The sequence below is a fragment of the Nostoc sp. CHAB 5836 genome (assembly GCF_020829445.1).
Classification (GTDB): Bacteria; Cyanobacteriota; Cyanobacteriia; order Cyanobacteriales; family Nostocaceae; genus Nostoc.
Genome location: NZ_JAIVFV010000146.1, coordinates 1 through 16,985, shown reverse-complemented (window position 1 = coordinate 16,985; position 16,985 = coordinate 1). Strand labels below are relative to the sequence as shown.

Here is a 16,985-nt window from a genome sequence, read left to right as displayed (position 1 = left end):
CTTGCAAAATCCTCGGTATTTCCGAGCGCAGTCCTCCAAACTGTGGCTTACTCGATCGCTCCCTCTGACTCTCCCTTTCCCAATCGCTGTTTAAGTTCTCGAATCGCAGCACTGGTATTGCGATCGTTGTCTATTTACTCAGTGAATATGCTACCCACGCGCTAACGGGTAGCCTTTATTGCCAAATTCTTCCCCTTCTGCTGTAGGTTCGCTCATTTTTGAAGGGCAAGAGGAATTAACGCCTTACTGTGTTTCAACTCCTAATTTACTTTCAGTATTTAGTTAAATTATCAATAGCAAAATTAGGGTAGAGATTACATTAACTTTTGAACCAGTTTATTGTAAAATAAATTAAATAAAGTTCAATAATATTCATGAAAGTTTGTAACGTCCAAAAGTTAATTCGCCAAGCAGAGTATGCAAAAACATTGCGTCCCCTACTTCCTGCGGAAGTATTTCTCCCCGATTCAAGCAAATTAGTAATTCTATTAATTAATTGGGCAATTTTGATTCTAGGCTGGGCGATCGCATCTTATCTAGATCGTTGGAGCTTATATCTTTTATGGCTTTATTTGCCTTTAGCTATAGTGATGGGTAATAGTGTTATCGTCTTGCTATTTAGCTCCCATGAACTGATGCATGGTAGCGTAATTAGAAACTCTCATATACTATTCAGAATTATTAGCTTGCTAGGGCTAGCGATGTTATGGATGCCACCCACCTTGTGGAAAGCAGTACATAATCGAGAACATCATAATAAAACTAATTCCTTAGCAGATCCTGATCGCAATTACTTATACAAGCAGCCGAAAACTTGGGGTAAATGGATTCAAAATGTATGCGTACCTTCTGCCGAGGTTAATCCCATTAGTTTAACAGTGGGAATGGCAACGGCATGGGGAACACATAATCTTCGTAATTTAGCCTCTGTGCTATTCTTTAATCGTGAATCTGTAAGTTTTGTTCCTGCTGCCTTTACAGTCAAAACTAAAGAGCGTTGGTTAATCGCAGGTGAACTTTTTGTAATTGCCATGATTCATTTGAGTATCTTGGCATATTTACAATTTAATTTCCTAAAAATCGTGTTGAGTTACTTTCTGCCTATTGGGATTGGTTACGCTGGAGTCATATTTTACATCTATACAAACCATATGCTTTGTCAGATGACAACCGTCAACGATCCACTCATTAATAGTATTTCCCTGCGTGTTCCTCGAATATTTGACGAATTGCATTTAAATTTTTCTCATCATACAGAGCATCATATTTTTCCAGGAATAAACTCTGACTATTATCCCCTAGTGCAAGAATTATTAAAGATCCACTATCCTGAACGTCTAAATTTATTAGATGCCAAAGATGCTTGGCACTTGCTTATGCAAACGCCAAGGCATTACAAAAATGAAGATACCTTTACCGATTGGTCGGGAGAAAAGTCTGTTCCTTGCGCTATAATCGAGAATTACAAAATTATGTAAATTGGTGTTTGCTGTCATCCTGAAAGCATTGCTCACGAGTTCAAAGCCTCTCTCCTACAAGGAGAGGGGTTTTTCAGATGCCGTGAAAGGTAAGGAAAGTCAACTCCGATATTTCAACGGCGAGTTGCGCTGGAAAATGTCAAAATTAAATGAGTTTTGCGTAGGCAAAAAGCAATTTTTTGCCAGACATCGCCACTTTACATAGCGCGTATTTGAGATAACTAAGTTGGAATTTATGGGCAAGCAACGTGTTCTTTCTGGAGTTCAACCAACCGGCAATTACCATCTAGGTAACTACTTGGGAGCTATTCGCAACTGGGTAGAAGGTCAGAGCGAATACGACAATTACCTTTTTGTAGCTGATTTGCACGCGATTACAGTGCCACACGACCCTACACAGTTAGCAGCTGATACTTACACTCTTGCTGCTCTTTATCTAGCTTGTGGTCTTGATTTAAATCACTCTACGATCTTTGTGCAATCTCACGTTTCGGCTCACAGTGAACTCACTTGGTTGCTCAACTGTATCACACCTCTAAACTGGCTGCAAGACATGATCCAGTTTAAGGAAAAGGCTGTTAAACAAGGAGAAAATGTAAGTGCAGGCTTGTTGGATTACCCTGTGCTGATGGCAGCTGATATTTTGCTTTACCAAGCGGATAAAGTGCCAGTGGGTGAAGATCAAAAGCAACATTTGGAATTGACACGGGATATTGCCGCTCGGTTAAATCACCAATTTGGTAAACTAGATCAACCAGTTTTGAAGTTACCAGACCCTTTGATTCGTAAGGAAGGGGCAAGGGTGATGAGTTTGGCAGATGGTACACGCAAAATGTCGAAGTCTGATCCTTCTGAGTTAAGCCGGATTAGTTTGCTAGATTCACCAGAACAGATTCAATACAAGATTAAGCGTTGTAAAACCGATCCGATTCGTGGGCTGACTTTTGACGATCCAGCGCGTCCAGAGTGTAATAATTTGTTAACGCTATATACATTGCTTTCTGGTAAAAGGAAAGAAGATGTCGCACTTGAGTGTCAGGATATGGGCTGGGGACAATTCAAGCCATTGTTGACGGACACGATCATTGAGTCTTTGAAACCAATCCAAGAAAAATATCAGGCGATAACGGCAGATAAAGGCTATTTGGAGTCTGTGTTACGGGATGGAGGGGAAAAAGCTAGGGCGATCGCCAATCAAACCTTATCACAAGTAAAAGCGGCTTTCGGCTATTCTCTTCCTGTATAAGTTTTCCCTTTTCGGTGTGATTCGCTATACCATTTAAGAAATTGAAACTCTTAATTTTATGCATCACACCCATAGCCCGACAGCCTTCCAGAGAGCTGTACAAGCAGGTGAATTTCTAGTTACCGCTGAGGTAGCACCGCCGAAAGGAGGAGATCCAGCGCACATGATTCAAATGGCGGCGACTCTTAAGGGGAGGGTTCATGCCGTCAATATTACTGATGGTAGCCGCGCAGTATTACGGATGTCTTCCTTAATGGCGTCGGTGATTTTGTTACAAAACGATATAGAGCCGATTTGTCAAGTTGCTTGCCGCGATCGCAACCGCATTGCTTTACAAGCTGATCTGATGGGCGCTCATGCTTTAGGTATTCGTAACATTTTAGCTTTGACTGGCGACCCAGTAAAATCAGGCGATCATCCAGATGCCAAAGCAGTGTTTGACTTAGAAGCTGTGCGACTGCTGCAACTGATTCGGAAGATGAATCAAGGCGTTGATTGCAACGATAAACCCCTGACTGATGGGGCGTTAGATTTATTTGTTGGTGCAGCAGTAGATCCGCAATGTAAAAGTTGGTCGGGTTTGCAAAGTCGATTTGAACGCAAAATCGAAGCCGGAGCGCAGTTTTTTCAAAGTCAGTTGATTACCGATTTTGATCTGCTAGAAAAGTTTATGGACACAATCGCTTCTGGCTATAAAAAACCGATTTTGGCAGGAATTTTTTTGTTGAAATCGGCAAAAAATGCCCAGTTTATTAATAGATGTGTTCCAGGTGTGAATATTCCCCAACATATTATTGATCGATTGGCAAAAGCCAAAGACCCATTGGAGGAAGGGATAAAAATTGCCGCCGAGCAAGTGCAAATAGCGCGACAATTATGTCAGGGTGTCCACATGATGGCGGTAAAGCGTGAAGATGCGATCGCGCCCATTTTAGATTTGGCTGGGATTGCTCCAGTTAATCAGTTGACAATTCAGGTCATCTGAAAAACCTCACTTCTATTTCTCTCTTCCTTTAAGGAGAGAGACTTTGAATTTCCCTCTTAGAGCATCTAGAAGGAGGTTAGGGGGTTAGGTTTTTGGTGGACTTTTCCACATAACCTGAATTGTCAGGTTAATCAGTTGATATCTAATTGACACTCTCCTGACTGTAAAAATGAGCGATAGCGAAATTTTTACAGTCTGGAGATTCTTAGTTCACCGAGTCCACTTAGCTCACACTCCTTGCGTTATTTGCCGTAAGTGTTTAGAGCTACTAAGTAAATCGGCAAGAATAAACCAAGCTATATTACGAAACGTAAATACGCCTTAAACCCTTATAAATGACGAAGGACAAATGACAAATGACAGCTTTAGCCAGTTAGTTTTATTTGCGTCGCTCTACTTACATAGTTGTAAGTATTTTAGCTTGGTGATTACTTTGTAACAGGTGTACCGTTTAAAGTCACCATAGGATCGCGATCGCAAAGGCTAATATCAGCTTTCCAACGGGAGGGGAATTTACGATCAATGAAAGTGACTTTAAACCTGCCCCAATAATAAGTAGGTTTACCATCTGCCCCCTCTCTATAGGTATCGCAACGTACCGATGAAGACTTTTGTACCCAATAGCCATTGTATGAACCTCGGTCATTAAACACTCCTGCCAAACCATCAATGAAGACGACTCCATCACGACCATAGTGCCACACGGCAGTTTTATTTCGATCTTCTTGATAGACCACTTTATATTCTTCTGTTGTCCAAACCTCATCTGCTAGAGCTTTTTGGGGTGCAGCAGTGCAAATCAATAAGGCTAAAGTCAGGAGAAAATAGTTCTTTTTCATAAAATTGACTTTGATAAATTTAAAATCTGGTATAAATTACTAAGTCAATTTTCTCACAATTTTATGCGCCTATTGCGAAACTCGAAGGGGTTTGCGGCTAAAACGCATATATAGTAAACCAAAAAGTTTTTTACAAGTCTTACCATCTAAACGTTTGAGCTAAATCAGGGATATCACAAAACTGATTCATATTTAAAAAATCCGGAGTTAAATATTCCTTTGGGGTCATATTTATGCTTGATTTCGTTGACTTTAGACCAATAATTGCCGAACTGCGATCGCCATTGTTGTAAGTCAAAATCAACCCAACCACTCAAGTATCTTTTACCACCACATTCCAGAGCTAAATCGGTAAGATATTTGAGTTCACTTAAAACAGGTTGTAATTGAAACTCAGGTATTATCGGATAAATTCCTAAGCCGATTGTATCTTCGTTAGGTCTACAGAACATGGGGATCTTAGTTGTATGAAGCGGTAAACAAAAAGAACCAATGAGAGTATTTCCGCAATCTAACACAGCCGGTAAGCGCGAAAGAGCGGTTTCGATGTAAGTTTTTGCTTGAGACTCAGGAATAATTAAATCAACCCAAGGATGAACTGTATTCTCTGGTAAATTCATTCCCAATGCAGGCAGGACAAAATCACCATAGCTAGTATCTTCGGTATAGGTACGGCGATAATAATTCAAGTCAGCAAGGATTTTCTCATCGTTATTATTGGCGTTTAATTCATCGACTTCGATAGTGATTTGCAAAACATAAAACCATTGTATTAATGGTTTACTTTTCGCTTTTGAAAATAATTCTAACGCCGGACTAGGGACAGATAAAAGATAGTCGATACGGTTTTCTGAAGTCAAAGTCTGCTTATCCTTTAAAAGCGCATCTAAATTATCATAAGTAAGATAATAAGTGCGCGTATAGGGACGGTGCAGTTGAAGTTTATGACGAACTTGAGTAATAATGCCAAACTGACCGTAACCGCAAAGAACATGATTAAACAGTTCGCTATTTTCTTTGGGATTGCACCAGATAATTTCACCATCTCCAGTGACAACTTCTAATTCCAAACAGTTATCAGCTTGAGTTCCATAACGGAATGACGAAACACCAATACCACCGGCAGCATGAGTTCCTCCTACAGTTACATCAATAAAATTAGTCAGAACAGGAGGAATTAAACTATGCAGCATTGAAGATTCAACAACTTTTCTCCAAGATGCACCAGCATCAGCTTGAAAATATAGCTGATCTGGATTGATTTCATGGATACGATTTAGACTTCTCATATCCAAGATAATTCCATCTTGATTTAAACATTGACCCCCTAGTGAATAGCCACCAGCTCTAGGGCAAACAGTTAAATCGTTATGGACAGCATATTCTATCACCTGAGCAACATCTTGAGATGATTGAGGACGGACAATAGATAGAGGCTTTTTTTTTATAATTCGACCAAAATCTTGAGAAAATTCGGTAATACTTTCAGGTGTATTAATAACCTCACCTGCAATTATATTTTTAAGGTCTGAAATAATACTATTTTTGATACTAATCATGCGGTTTACTTCCGAAAAATTTACCCAACCTACAAATGCCAAAAACCCTAAACATTAACATTGATTTTCTCTGTCGAAAGTTTTCCTCTTGTATCCTTATCAACAAGCTTCATCCATATATCCCTCGACGGTCCCAATCCCGGACCGCTACGAACAGGAAAAACTGGACGATTATCTACAAGCTCTAATTGATAGCGTGAGAGAATGCTTGCTAGTACTATTTTCATTTGATACTGAGCAAAAGCATAGCCAATACAGCGCCGATTTCCACCACCAAACGGTAAATATTCATAAGCCGAATATTGACGTTCTAAAAAGCGCTCTGGTCTAAATTCTTCCGGTTCTGAATATACTTGCGAACGATGGTGAGCCGAATAAATGCTAGGAAATAAAAAAGAACCGACAGGAAACTCGTAACCCATCATTTTAAATGGAGCTTTAACTATCCTACCAGCAGCAGTTAGAATCGGTGGGTAAAACCGTAGTACTTCTTGACATGTTGCATTCAAATAGGAAAGTTGAGAAATTGTATTTATATCAGTTAAGTCAATACTAGTACTTAATTCTGATTGTAATCGCTTCAGTACCCTTGGTGTTTTGTGAATCCAGTATAAAGCCCAAATTACAGCAACCTCAACCGTATGTTGACCTGCCATAAATATCGTCATCATTTCATCGCGTAATTCTTCCTTACTTAAACAATTACCTTCTTCATCGCAAGCAGCCATTAATAATGAAAGAATATCACTACGTTCTGATTGTGGTTCTTTACGCCGATGTACAATTTCAGCAAACAAAATTTGGTCAATCTCGTTACGCAACCGCAGAAAACGTCCCCACACACTCCAAGCACCTAAATCTTTTTGGAAGAAAGGAACTAATAGATATAACGGAAAAAATGGAGATAAACTAAAATCAAGTATCCCTTGTAATTTCACCCTAACTTGGTTGAGATTTTCTTCTTCATTCAAACCAAAAACAGCCCGAAGAATCATTTCTAAAGTTATTTTCTTAACAGATTTGGTTACATTGAAGGGTACTCCAGTTTGCCATTGTTGCATTACCTGTTCAGTCTGTTGGCAAATTAAATTACCGTAAACTCTTATTCTTTCCCCATGAAAAGGAGGCATTAATAACTTCCTCTGACGCTGGTAAGGTTTACCATCCAATAGCATTGAAGAATTTTCCCCAACCAGAGGCTTTAAAATTTCGTAGTGTCCACCACTATCAAAGGTTCCTGGAGGAGCGCAGAAAATCTCTTCAATTGCTTCCGGACTGCTAATAAAGATGTTAGGAATACCACCGGGGAAGTTAGCACTAAAGATATCACCATAATGTTTATTAGAGTCAAGAAAATTCGCAGGACGGGTAGACCATTGGTATATTTGTAGAAAAGCTAGGGTACTAGGACCTTCAGGTAATGTCATGATGCCTTCTGTAAGTTTCAGTTAGTTAAGTTAGTAGTTGTCCTACCTACGAGAACGCTTACAGCGAATAGCGCTTTAGCGCAACTACTAACCTTTCCTTATATAGCTTTGCTTTTAGAAAAACGATTTTTTAAAAGGTTAATACCGATTTGGAGAATTTTCGGAGTCAGCCGCATTATATCGAAGATACGGGCAGCAATTCCCTGAGTATCTTGAGATTGAAGTAGAATATTTGTTGCAGGCCTTTCATATTTAAAAGTACATACACAGTCACCATTTGCTTGTTTGCTTAAAATCGCGGCTTTAATACCAGGAAATGCTCTTCGAGTTGCTTCTTGTTCCATTTCGCAAATGACGGTACAAGGACTTTCTAAACCAAATTCTTTAGCCAGATGAAGAACAGGGCAAACTCGTTGAATTTCCAAAACAGCATCAACACCATTTTGAGAAATATCTACAACCTCCATATTAAAACCCATTAGCCGGAAAACAGGTTTAGCGCTAGTAAAACCTTCAGCAAGGGTAGTATCATCGATGAAAGCTCCCATAAAAGCTTTTTGTTGGTCGGGGTAAGCTTGCATCATTTTTTCAAAAGCTGCATCTTCACCTATTTTATCAATTAACTTTTTATAGGCAGCAAAGCGATTCCTAAACATACTGACGGCTTTGGATTCATCCATTTTGAACACATCAGTCATTTGAATATCGCCAATGCCAATAATATCATCCATTTTAAAACCCCTGAGTTCAAATATTTTGCTTTAAGAAATTACTCGAATCCGGGTAACTTTTAGGAAACCCGGATGTCTACCTAACAAATCAAGTTTTAACTTTACTGTGGAGTCGAAATTGAAATATAAACACAAAGTATAAATAATGTAATGCTTAAATATTTACTAAGCCTACAGAAGCTTAAGACGATTTGAATTTCATATTCATGGTTCGGATACGAGTAAATATTTTTCATGAAATTCACCATTGTACAAATGTGAGTAAGCTGTGCAGCAAAGAGCTTATGAATGAATCGTTCTAATCTGTTTACAGAACTCAACATATATTGATTTTATCGCGCCTACCTACTTATACCCAATCTCGTGGATTTTTTAATACTTCTAAAAGTTTCGCTTCTTTACTATTTAATAATGGATAATCTTCATAGTTCCAAAATGCTTCTCCTGGCATACAATTAAGTACACTTTGCGGTTGAACAATCCCAGTTTTTAATCCGAAACTTGTACCTTTATCATTGAGTAAAATAAACTCAGCATAACGTCCCCGTCGTAATTTTTGCCAATACTTATTTTCTTCAAGATATTCCATATCTTTACGTTTATTTACCAAAGGCAAATAAGCATCGTTAAAAGCTTCCGAACAAGTTTTAACAAAAGAAAATAGCTCTTCCTTTTCTCGTCCTTGTAAATTATCAAAGAAAATTCCACCAACTCCACGACATTCAGCACGATGCGGAAGATAAAAATATTCATCGCACCACTTTTTAAAACGCGGATAAAACTCTATATTGTGCTTGTCGCAAGCTTCCTTATGCACTCGATGAAAGTGGACTGCATCCTCCTCAAATAAATAAATAGGAGTTAAATCACCACCACCACCAAACCACCAAGAACCAGCTTCAACCCCATCACCCAATTGAAAGTAACGGTAATTTACATGTGCAGTGGGTGCCATTGGGTTTTTGGGATTGATAGCAAAGCTAGTGCTAGTAGCAAAATAAGGAGTTGGTTTATCGCTTCCATTCTCTGATTCCATCGCTGGTTCAGAACCACGAAATGACATGCCTGGTGGTAATTCACCCAACATTGAAACGTAGTTTACTCCGACTTTTTCAAAAACGTTGCCGTCTCTTAATGCTCTATCGATGTAAACAATTCCATTACCACCACTAGCTTCTATCCATTTACCATTTTCGTCACGATTCCAACTTTTTTCTGCAAATTTACAGCCGTCAATCTCTTCAATTGCCTTACAAAGATTGTCAAACATCCTATGAAGCGAATTTGATATTTTCACAGACATATCATTTGTTTTTCGCTTTTGCTTCTGCTTCTGCTTTGGCTTTTCGGTAGTTTGCATAAATTAGATACCTCAGTTATGAATAACGAGTCTTTCATTTTTATTTCTCCGGTTATGTAAATTGATAGATACACAAAACGTAACCGTTCAGAGGGTGCAAAGTTCGATCCTTCCTCTAAAATTGAACGAATGAAGGAATAAAATTAACGTGAGTTCAACGCGCTTTCTTGATTGTGGAGAGTATTTAGGACTTCAATATCAATTGCGATGGCGTACCCACCTGAATGAGGCGATGATTATGGTATAGGAGGAGATTACACAGATGTAATTTTTAACTTTATCAAACTCAAATTACAATTAAGCTGCTGTCAATGTCTCACAATCATCAGCAGAAGTAGCATCATCGGTTAGCTTCTGCGGTTACTATGTGCAATCCAGCGGATTTGATATCACTCCGACTTAAAGTACCATCTCGGACTTGATGCCATAACTCAAATAATTTTTTTGTTGTTTAACCAGTGCCGTTACCAATTCTACCGAGACTCAAGTCCTTCGCATTCAAGGCGATTGATTAAATTTTACTTTATAAATACGTGAAAGCAAGGAAATTACTGAAATAACTTTATACTTATAATTTAAAAGTTAAAGAAATTTTTGACTGTAATTTTAATAATTTATAGCTTGTCCGTAACTAAAAAATAATCTTTAAGTTAAGACTAAACTCTTAAAAGGAGCTTTAAATGCGTTTATTGCACGCTTTTGATTGATTTTCGATTAATTTTTTACCTAGGAGCGAAGCTACCTTGCTGATACTTATTTTTTAAATTGATGATAACCATAGGAACAAAACTATTGCTCTCATTGAAACTCTCTTTCTACGTATCCTGCTTGTTAATGACCAGTTTGTACAAGCCAATTAGCTTCATACTTGCTTTATATGATAAACATAAATCTCTTACCTATGTTTGCATAAGTAAAATTAATGTCCTATTTTAGCTCCGTCGAACTCACGTTTGATTTAAAAATACGGAGTTTTGCGCTTCTCGTCCTACCTTATAAATTGGAGTTCAGATGCAGTGAGGTCGCGCCATTGGCCCAATTGTAGGTCATCTAATTGTAGGTGAGCTATGCTGACCCTCACCAGTCGCAAAGTCGGAAACCCTACAGCCGCAGTCATGCGCCGTACTTGGCGGTTTTTTCCCTCTCTCAAGGTTATTTCCAGCCAAGCTGTTGGTACATTTTTGCGAAATCTAATCGGTGGGGTGCGTTCAGGTAACTGTGGTTCTTCTGCTAAGAGCCTAACTTCTGCTGGTTGAGTGCGATAATCTTGAATTTCCACACCTGTTTGCAACCTGGCGATCGCATCTGCATCTGGAATTCGCTCTACCTGTACCCAATAAGTACGTTTATGACCAAAACGTGGATGAGCGAGGCGATGTTGCAATTGTCCATCGTTCGTTAACAGCAGCAATCCTTCACTATCCCAGTCTAAACGTCCCACAGGATACACATCAGGCACATCAATATAATCTTTTAGGGTGCTATGGGTGGGTGTGTCTTTTGTAAACTGGCTAAGAACGCCATAGGGTTTGTAAAAAATAATATATCGGTAATGATTAGTCATAGGACACTGGACATTGGGCATTGCATTATGTTATTTTGCCCCACTCCCTAGTACAGACGTGATTAATCGCGTCTCTCCCTATTCCCCACTTCTCATCGCATGAGTGTTTGCCTGCCCTGCTGGCGGTGGTGCATAGTTCAATACCCTTGGGTTAAGGATTTTCTGGAGAACCATAGGTCTGTAAAGATCTATAAAGATATTTCCTGTGATTGCATAAAATTATCATGAACGTTGGATAAATTTAAATCAAGATGCTGTGACTCTAACAATCAAGGAGTCAGTTGATAACAATCAAGGAGTCAGTTGATGCCCAGATTTCCACGGCACGAGGACTTTGGTGAAATGATGTTGGACAGAAGAACAATGCAGCGCACATTACAATACCTCTGCCAAAAATAGAGGTAGTCTAGCTTTTCCCGAAATAGCCCAACACAAGACCATGCTTAATTATTAAGCAAAACGTCAAACCCCAGTCCAGACGTATACGACTTTCATTATTACTTCCACACAAACCATACAGGATTTTATTGGGTCAGTTTTTTGCCATCCGGCAAAAACAAGCTTGTAAAATCTTACCTTTGTTCTATATCAAGGCTCGTAAATTGGCGAAGGTATTGATAAATACCAAGGAGAAACAATCATGACTAGCCAGCGATTGAAAAGGGGAGTGGAGAGTGGGGAGTCAGGAGTTTTGCCTAATTTTACTAAAACGACTTCGCAGGTGGCTTGGCGAATTACGGTGTCTACAACATTACCAAAAATCCTACCAGGGGTAGATGTGCTACCTTTCCATCCCATTAAAATTAGGTCGATGTGTTGTTCGTTGACTGTCTCTAAAATTGTCTGGGCGACATCGTGGGTAACTCGAATCTGCGTATGTAGGGGAATTTGCCATTTTTTTGCTAAGACTTCAGCCTGTCGTAGCAAGCGGCGACTTTTTGCCGTTCTGACTTGTGTTTCTGATGGGGAACTGTGGCGCGGTATCAGCATTACTTGCACGCAATCTATTTCATAATGGCGATCGCGGGCAATAGCTGCTGCCATTTCTAATAAAATATCTGCTGTTTCTGGATTAGCTACAGGTACTAATAATCTACCACTGCCAATGCTGGGCGATCGCGTTTGGTAAACTACATAGGAAGGTTCAGGTCGGAGTTTAGGAGTTCCATTTTCACAATTGAGATGGTCTGCTTCCGCCCGAATAATATCTGCACGGGTAATAATTCCGATCAGTTTCCGTCCATCCACCACTGGTAACCGACTGATTTGATAGCGATCGAGTAAATACAGCACATTACTCAGGGTGTGGATTGGTGTTACTGTCATCGGCACAGGCGTCATAATTTCTCTTAAGGAAATATCATGAGCCAAATTACGATCGCGTATTTTGAGTAAATCTGATTGCGTTACAATTCCCACTAACTTACTATCTTCTACCACCGGGAAACCGCGATGATGGGAACGGGCGAAGGATTGCATTGCTTCTTCCAAACTCATCTCTGCATCCAGAGTTTCTACCCGTTCTTGCATCACATCTTTTGCGGTTAACTTGGTTAATGCTCCCTCCATCGGAACTACTTTGGTGAGAGTGATACCCTTTAACTCCAAAAGTTTCTCATAAAGTGAACCAGGCACTACCTTGTCTGCAACCAGGTAAGCTGCTACACAAACAATCATCAAAGGTAGCACCAGATTGAAATCTGTAGTCATTTCAAACACAATCACTATTGCGGTGATTGGCACTTTAGAAACAGCGCTAAAAAATCCACCCATACCTGCTAGGGCATAAGTAGTAGGAGAACCAACTCCGGTCATGTATAGTTCGCCCACACCGATGATGTGTCCTAAACAAGAACCCAAAATCAGACTGGGAGCGAATAATCCCCCCGGCGCTCCTGAACCAAATGCGATCAGTGTGAGGATAAACTGTGCCGTAAAGGCGATCGCTGCTACGGTAGGATGGGAGCCTCCAGTAATTAACGACTCCCGTAATCCCGTATTATCACGGAAGGAAGCGGGGAGCATTGCCACTACAACACCAGAGATAAATCCAGCCAAAGCTACCTGTAGTGGTAAGCTGATATGTAATTTTCGATAAAATTTAATACTAAATATTAAGCCGCGATTAAACAATGCACCCAGCAAGCCTGCCAAAATACCCAATAGCACGAAAAAGGGAATTTCGGGGATAGAGAATTGGCTGGAGGATTGCGTCAATTCCAGGTTAAGGTCAAGAGAGCCACCGCCTAAAAGTCGGGATATCACCCCACCAATAAAGGAGGCGATAATGGCAGTTCCCAGAGTCAATCCTGATAAATCCTGGAGTAACTCTTCAACAATAAACAATACACCTGCGATCGGGGCATTGAAAGCAGCTGCCAAACCCGCACCCGCACCAGCTGCAATCATTTGTCGTCGGTGATCCGGAGAAGTGGGAACCCAGCGACTCATCCCTGCTGCCAAACCTGCCCCCACTTGGACAGTAGGGCCTTGTCGTCCCAGAGTCATGCCCGAACCGATGGCGATGATGGCACTGAGTAACTTCACACCTGCTACCCGCCAAGATAATGTCACAGGCACATTAGCAAGGGAGGCTTTGACTTGGGGGATACCGCTACCAGAAGCCTCTGGTGCCAACCTTTCCACCAACCATCCAGACACAAATCCCAGGACAAGACCAATTATCGGTAATGCTAGCCATACCGGGAAAATGTGGGTACTATGGACTCGCCATGTCCCCAGCCATCCCGATCCCACCTTCAGAAACACCGCAGATAGGGCAGCAACCAGACCGATCATACAAGCTTCGGCGATCGCTAAACCTTTTCTTGGCTGCCACCAGGTACGAAAGTGCTGATTCATAGTTCCAAATCACATAGTCAAATATAGTCAGACATCTGCAATTTAGCTTTAAGCAACCCTACTTTCAGCATGAACACGCTTAAATAGTGGAGTTATCCGCCGATGCTGTACTACCTGACATCCCCTATCCCTTAGAATAGACAAGAGAGTGTCAAACCCTTCAGGATTACTTTTTCTGCCGATGTTCAATGCGCCATTGACATCGGCATGAATCTTCAAACCATTTTTACTGACATACCACGCACGTTCGACACGTCTTCCTGAGAAGATGTGTTTTACCTTATTGTTAGGTTCATAAGTTGGGATAATGTCCCAATCAATGAAAGAAGCCTTACTCGTGTAAGATTCTTCTCCAACCTTGACGGTGATGCCGACTCGTTCTAATTTATAAGTCAACATCTCGATAAATTTAGCGTGTGGTATTTGAGTAAAGTTTTGGTTTGTGCGTTTACCTAAATTAAGACGTGTTTTCCATTGTTCGTTTTTCCCGATTGAGACGTGAGTTACACCAAGAGATAGAAATTCATCCACAATCCTAAATGTGGATTGATGCAAATATGAATCTACGAATTGATTCCGATTACGAACTATGTTCGCAATTCGCCAAGACGAGCCTTTATCATTAGGCAGAAAACCTCGAAACTTCGCAACCTGCTTGTTGTAAAACTGGTTTGCTGACTTCAATGGTTTTCCGTTTACGATAATTGGCTGTATTGCTAGGTCGTTGAAAACAATTGTCGCTAGATTGTCTAAACCAATGTCTATCGCCGCATTAAGTTCAGGATTCAAACTACAGAAGAACTCATTTGTTTGAGGAATTTCATAGACTATCTCGATAACAAAACATCCCGTTTTTGGAATAATTCGCACTTCACACAAGTCGTCAAATTTTAGTCCAGGCTTTACCGAGATTCTGATTGGCGACATTGATGGGACAACCGAACCTTTACTAAATTCTCTTTTACTAATGGCTTGATTGTTAAACTTAACTTGGTAATTATTGCCACTAAATCTTGCATCAATCATAAACACTGTCCTCAATTACGAATTACGAATTTGTGCCGTCCTTCTCTACGAGACGCTCCGCGAACGACTACGCTCAGGAGCCGCGGAGTCGTTCGCGGAGCGTCTCGTTGGCGTAGCCTCTCGTAGAGAAAAGAGGTATTACGAATTACGAATTAATTGCTTCTTCCTGTCGTGGATAGCCCTTCTACTATCAGAGATGGAGTACAACAAGAACCATTCCAATCAGCATCATTGCCCAGTGTAACTAATTGCTTCAGGGCTGTGTAGACATTACCTGCAACCATCGTATCTTTAACGCGCCCAATTACGTGACCATTTTGGACGCGGTAGCCTAAATCAACGTTGATCGAAAAATCTCCAGAAATACTGCCGCCACCACCCAGCATTTGATCCACAATCAAGCCATGATCTAGTTGTTGAATTAAATCTGATAGCGATGCTGAACCGGGCTGAATGAGAAAATTAAATAAACCAGGAGTGGGATAGCTGCCTAAACCAGGACGAAAACCATTTCCAGTGGTGTCAGTACCGAGTTGGCGTCCGGTAGTGCGATCGCCATAAAAATGCTGTAAAGTCCCGTTTTCGATAAATACTAAAGATTGAGTAGGAGCGCCTTCATCATCGAAAGGACAACTGTAAGGCCCAGCTTCCGGGTCTTGGTAGAGGGTGAGACTGGGTGCAACTACTAGATTCCCCAGGTGTTCTGCCCAAGGAGAAGCTACTTCCAAGACTCGCTTACCATTCAAAGCTGCTTGGACAGTACCCCAAAGCATATCGGCGGCTTTAGAAGTGAACAAAACTGGGACGCGCCCAGTTGGGGGTGAGACATTTTCTCTAGCCCAAATTAACCGTTGTAAAATTTGGTTAGCTAATCTCTCCGAGTGGAGTTCACCGCGCTGAGTTTGTCCATCAGAAACATTCAAAAAATCATCGCCACGCACCCATTCTGCTGATATATAACAACTGAGGGTAGTATCGGTGTAATGACAATCTAAACCTTTGGTATTGATTAGTCTAGTGGTTTCAACATCACATTCCCAGTCACCATTGCATACAACATCTGGATAGACATCACGGATCAGTGCGATCGCTTCTGTGCCCCAATCTACCAAAACCTCTATGGGCACACTTTCTCCCAAATCTGGGTAGGCGGGCTGAAAGTTAGAACCTAATTCTACTATTTCTGGATCATTTAGTTGACTTAGGGCTAAAGCTTTTTCCACCAATACTTCCGCTAGAACAGAACCGTAAGCCACCGTCAGTCCCGGACGACCGTTTCGCCAAAGCCGTAGTGCTGTGCCTTCAGATTGACTGGTTTCTAGCTGTTTGAGTCGGTTAGCCTCAAAAAACACTGGACGAGAAAGCGATCGCGACTGATACACCTCAGCAGCTTCTGCTCCAGATTTTATCGCTAGTTCCAGCAGCTGTTCTGCTAGTGTATCTTGTGACAAATTTTCAGAACCCATGACTGTTTGTGAATTGTGGATTTTGAACTGCATATCAACGCTTTCACAGAAAGTCTAAAAGCCAAAAGCCCACGTTGGCGTAGCCCAACCTAGGCATCAGACTTTCTGCTGATGCACGCAGATAACTATCCAAAAATCATCAGCGTCTCCTTACAGTTGCCATTTGAAACCACAGATCAACGCTGATGGACGCAGTTAATTATCCCAAATCATTGCCATGTCTCAACGTATCTAGTCATTTGTCATTTGTCATTTGTCATTTGTCATTTTCAAAGATTAACCTCTTGCAACAGCCAAAAACCAGCAAAGGATTGGGCTTTGGGATCAGACTGTACACCGATAAAATGTACTCCGTTAGCTTTTTGCTTGGCTTCTTCAAAACCTTTGGCTAAGTGGGAAAAAAGGATTAAAGCAGCTGGTGCTAAAGTAGTAGCGCAGAAAT

14 protein-coding genes are annotated in these 16,985 nt (G+C 40.8%); 4 read left to right on the top strand and 10 right to left on the bottom strand.

The annotated features are described in order from the left end of the window. The first annotated feature begins 86 nt into the window (after positions 1–86). The 4 genes from LC605_RS34335 (at position 87) to LC605_RS23885 (ending at position 3,709) form a co-directional block, all read left to right on the top strand. The gene (locus LC605_RS34335) at positions 87–206 is read left to right on the top strand and encodes a hypothetical protein (protein WP_369010368.1); all 120 of its coding nucleotides are present in this window, start codon (positions 87–89) and stop codon (positions 204–206) included. Between the two features lie 168 nt (positions 207–374). After that, complete coding sequence (locus LC605_RS23895) at positions 375–1,478, top strand: fatty acid desaturase (RefSeq protein ID WP_229549997.1); 1,104 nt, start codon at positions 375–377, stop codon at positions 1,476–1,478. 235 nt (positions 1,479–1,713) lie between these two features. Beyond that, positions 1,714–2,724: a tryptophan--tRNA ligase gene (trpS, locus tag LC605_RS23890; protein ID WP_229549996.1), complete on the top strand. Its 1,011-nt coding sequence runs from the start codon at positions 1,714–1,716 to the stop codon at positions 2,722–2,724. 58 nt (positions 2,725–2,782) lie between these two features. Further along, positions 2,783–3,709, top strand: coding sequence for a methylenetetrahydrofolate reductase (locus tag LC605_RS23885; RefSeq protein WP_229549995.1), 927 nt, complete (start codon positions 2,783–2,785; stop codon positions 3,707–3,709). 428 nt (positions 3,710–4,137) lie between these two features. On the opposite strand, the gene LC605_RS23880 is transcribed toward LC605_RS23885, so the two are convergent. The 10 genes from LC605_RS23880 to LC605_RS23835 all read right to left on the bottom strand — a co-directional run. Further along, the gene (locus LC605_RS23880) at positions 4,138–4,548 is read right to left on the bottom strand and encodes a hypothetical protein (protein WP_229549994.1); all 411 of its coding nucleotides are present in this window, start codon (positions 4,546–4,548) and stop codon (positions 4,138–4,140) included. Positions 4,549–4,721: 173 nt separating this feature from the next. After that, positions 4,722–6,107 carry an FAD-binding protein gene (locus LC605_RS23875; protein ID WP_229549993.1) on the bottom strand — a complete coding sequence of 462 codons (1,386 nt, stop codon included), beginning with the start codon at positions 6,105–6,107 and terminating at the stop codon, positions 4,722–4,724. Positions 6,108–6,154: 47 nt separating this feature from the next. Further along, positions 6,155–7,534, bottom strand: coding sequence for a cytochrome P450 (locus LC605_RS23870; RefSeq protein ID WP_229549992.1), 1,380 nt, complete (start codon positions 7,532–7,534; stop codon positions 6,155–6,157). A gap of 98 nt (positions 7,535–7,632) precedes the next feature. After that, entirely contained in the window at positions 7,633–8,265 is a 633-nt protein-coding gene (locus LC605_RS23865) for an L-2-amino-thiazoline-4-carboxylic acid hydrolase (RefSeq protein WP_229549991.1), read from the bottom strand. A 349-nt stretch (positions 8,266–8,614) separates the two neighbouring features. Then, a complete protein-coding gene (hemF, locus tag LC605_RS23860; RefSeq protein ID WP_229549990.1) occupies positions 8,615–9,625 on the bottom strand; it encodes an oxygen-dependent coproporphyrinogen oxidase in 1,011 nt (336 codons plus the stop codon). A gap of 988 nt (positions 9,626–10,613) precedes the next feature. Continuing rightward, a complete protein-coding gene (locus LC605_RS23855) occupies positions 10,614–11,189 on the bottom strand; it encodes an rRNA large subunit pseudouridine synthase E (protein ID WP_229549989.1) in 576 nt (191 codons plus the stop codon). Positions 11,190–11,777: 588 nt separating this feature from the next. Then, the gene (locus LC605_RS23850) at positions 11,778–14,051 is read right to left on the bottom strand and encodes a chloride channel protein (RefSeq protein WP_229549988.1); all 2,274 of its coding nucleotides are present in this window, start codon (positions 14,049–14,051) and stop codon (positions 11,778–11,780) included. A 48-nt stretch (positions 14,052–14,099) separates the two neighbouring features. After that, positions 14,100–15,077 (bottom strand): transposase, encoded by a 978-nt coding sequence (locus tag LC605_RS23845; RefSeq protein WP_229549987.1) that lies wholly within the window; start codon positions 15,075–15,077, stop codon positions 14,100–14,102. A gap of 152 nt (positions 15,078–15,229) precedes the next feature. Next, entirely contained in the window at positions 15,230–16,543 is a 1,314-nt protein-coding gene (locus LC605_RS23840; protein WP_229549999.1) for a TldD/PmbA family protein, read from the bottom strand. A gap of 269 nt (positions 16,544–16,812) precedes the next feature. After that, positions 16,813–16,985 (bottom strand): Tab2 family RNA-binding protein (locus LC605_RS23835; protein ID WP_229549998.1); only part of this gene is annotated, 173 nt, incomplete at its 5' end.

Excerpts from the sequence above, each read along its gene's own strand:
- LC605_RS23875 (WP_229549993.1), bottom strand. The coding sequence starts at position 6,107 with ATGATTAGTATCAAAAATAGTATTATTTCAGACCTTAAAAATATAATT.
- hemF (WP_229549990.1), bottom strand. The coding sequence starts at position 9,625 with ATGCAAACTACCGAAAAGCCAAAGCAGAAGCAGAAGCAAAAGCGAAAA.
- LC605_RS23845 (WP_229549987.1), bottom strand. The coding sequence starts at position 15,077 with ATGATTGATGCAAGATTTAGTGGCAATAATTACCAAGTTAAGTTTAAC.
- LC605_RS23865 (WP_229549991.1), bottom strand. The coding sequence starts at position 8,265 with ATGGATGATATTATTGGCATTGGCGATATTCAAATGACTGATGTGTTC.
- LC605_RS23840 (WP_229549999.1), bottom strand. The coding sequence starts at position 16,543 with ATGGGTTCTGAAAATTTGTCACAAGATACACTAGCAGAACAGCTGCTG.
- trpS (WP_229549996.1), top strand. The coding sequence starts at position 1,714 with ATGGGCAAGCAACGTGTTCTTTCTGGAGTTCAACCAACCGGCAATTAC.
- LC605_RS23895 (WP_229549997.1), top strand. The coding sequence starts at position 375 with ATGAAAGTTTGTAACGTCCAAAAGTTAATTCGCCAAGCAGAGTATGCA.
- LC605_RS23855 (WP_229549989.1), bottom strand. The coding sequence starts at position 11,189 with ATGACTAATCATTACCGATATATTATTTTTTACAAACCCTATGGCGTT.
- LC605_RS23870 (WP_229549992.1), bottom strand. The coding sequence starts at position 7,534 with ATGACATTACCTGAAGGTCCTAGTACCCTAGCTTTTCTACAAATATAC.
- LC605_RS23880 (WP_229549994.1), bottom strand. The coding sequence starts at position 4,548 with ATGAAAAAGAACTATTTTCTCCTGACTTTAGCCTTATTGATTTGCACT.
- LC605_RS23885 (WP_229549995.1), top strand. The coding sequence starts at position 2,783 with ATGCATCACACCCATAGCCCGACAGCCTTCCAGAGAGCTGTACAAGCA.
- LC605_RS23850 (WP_229549988.1), bottom strand. The coding sequence starts at position 14,051 with ATGAATCAGCACTTTCGTACCTGGTGGCAGCCAAGAAAAGGTTTAGCG.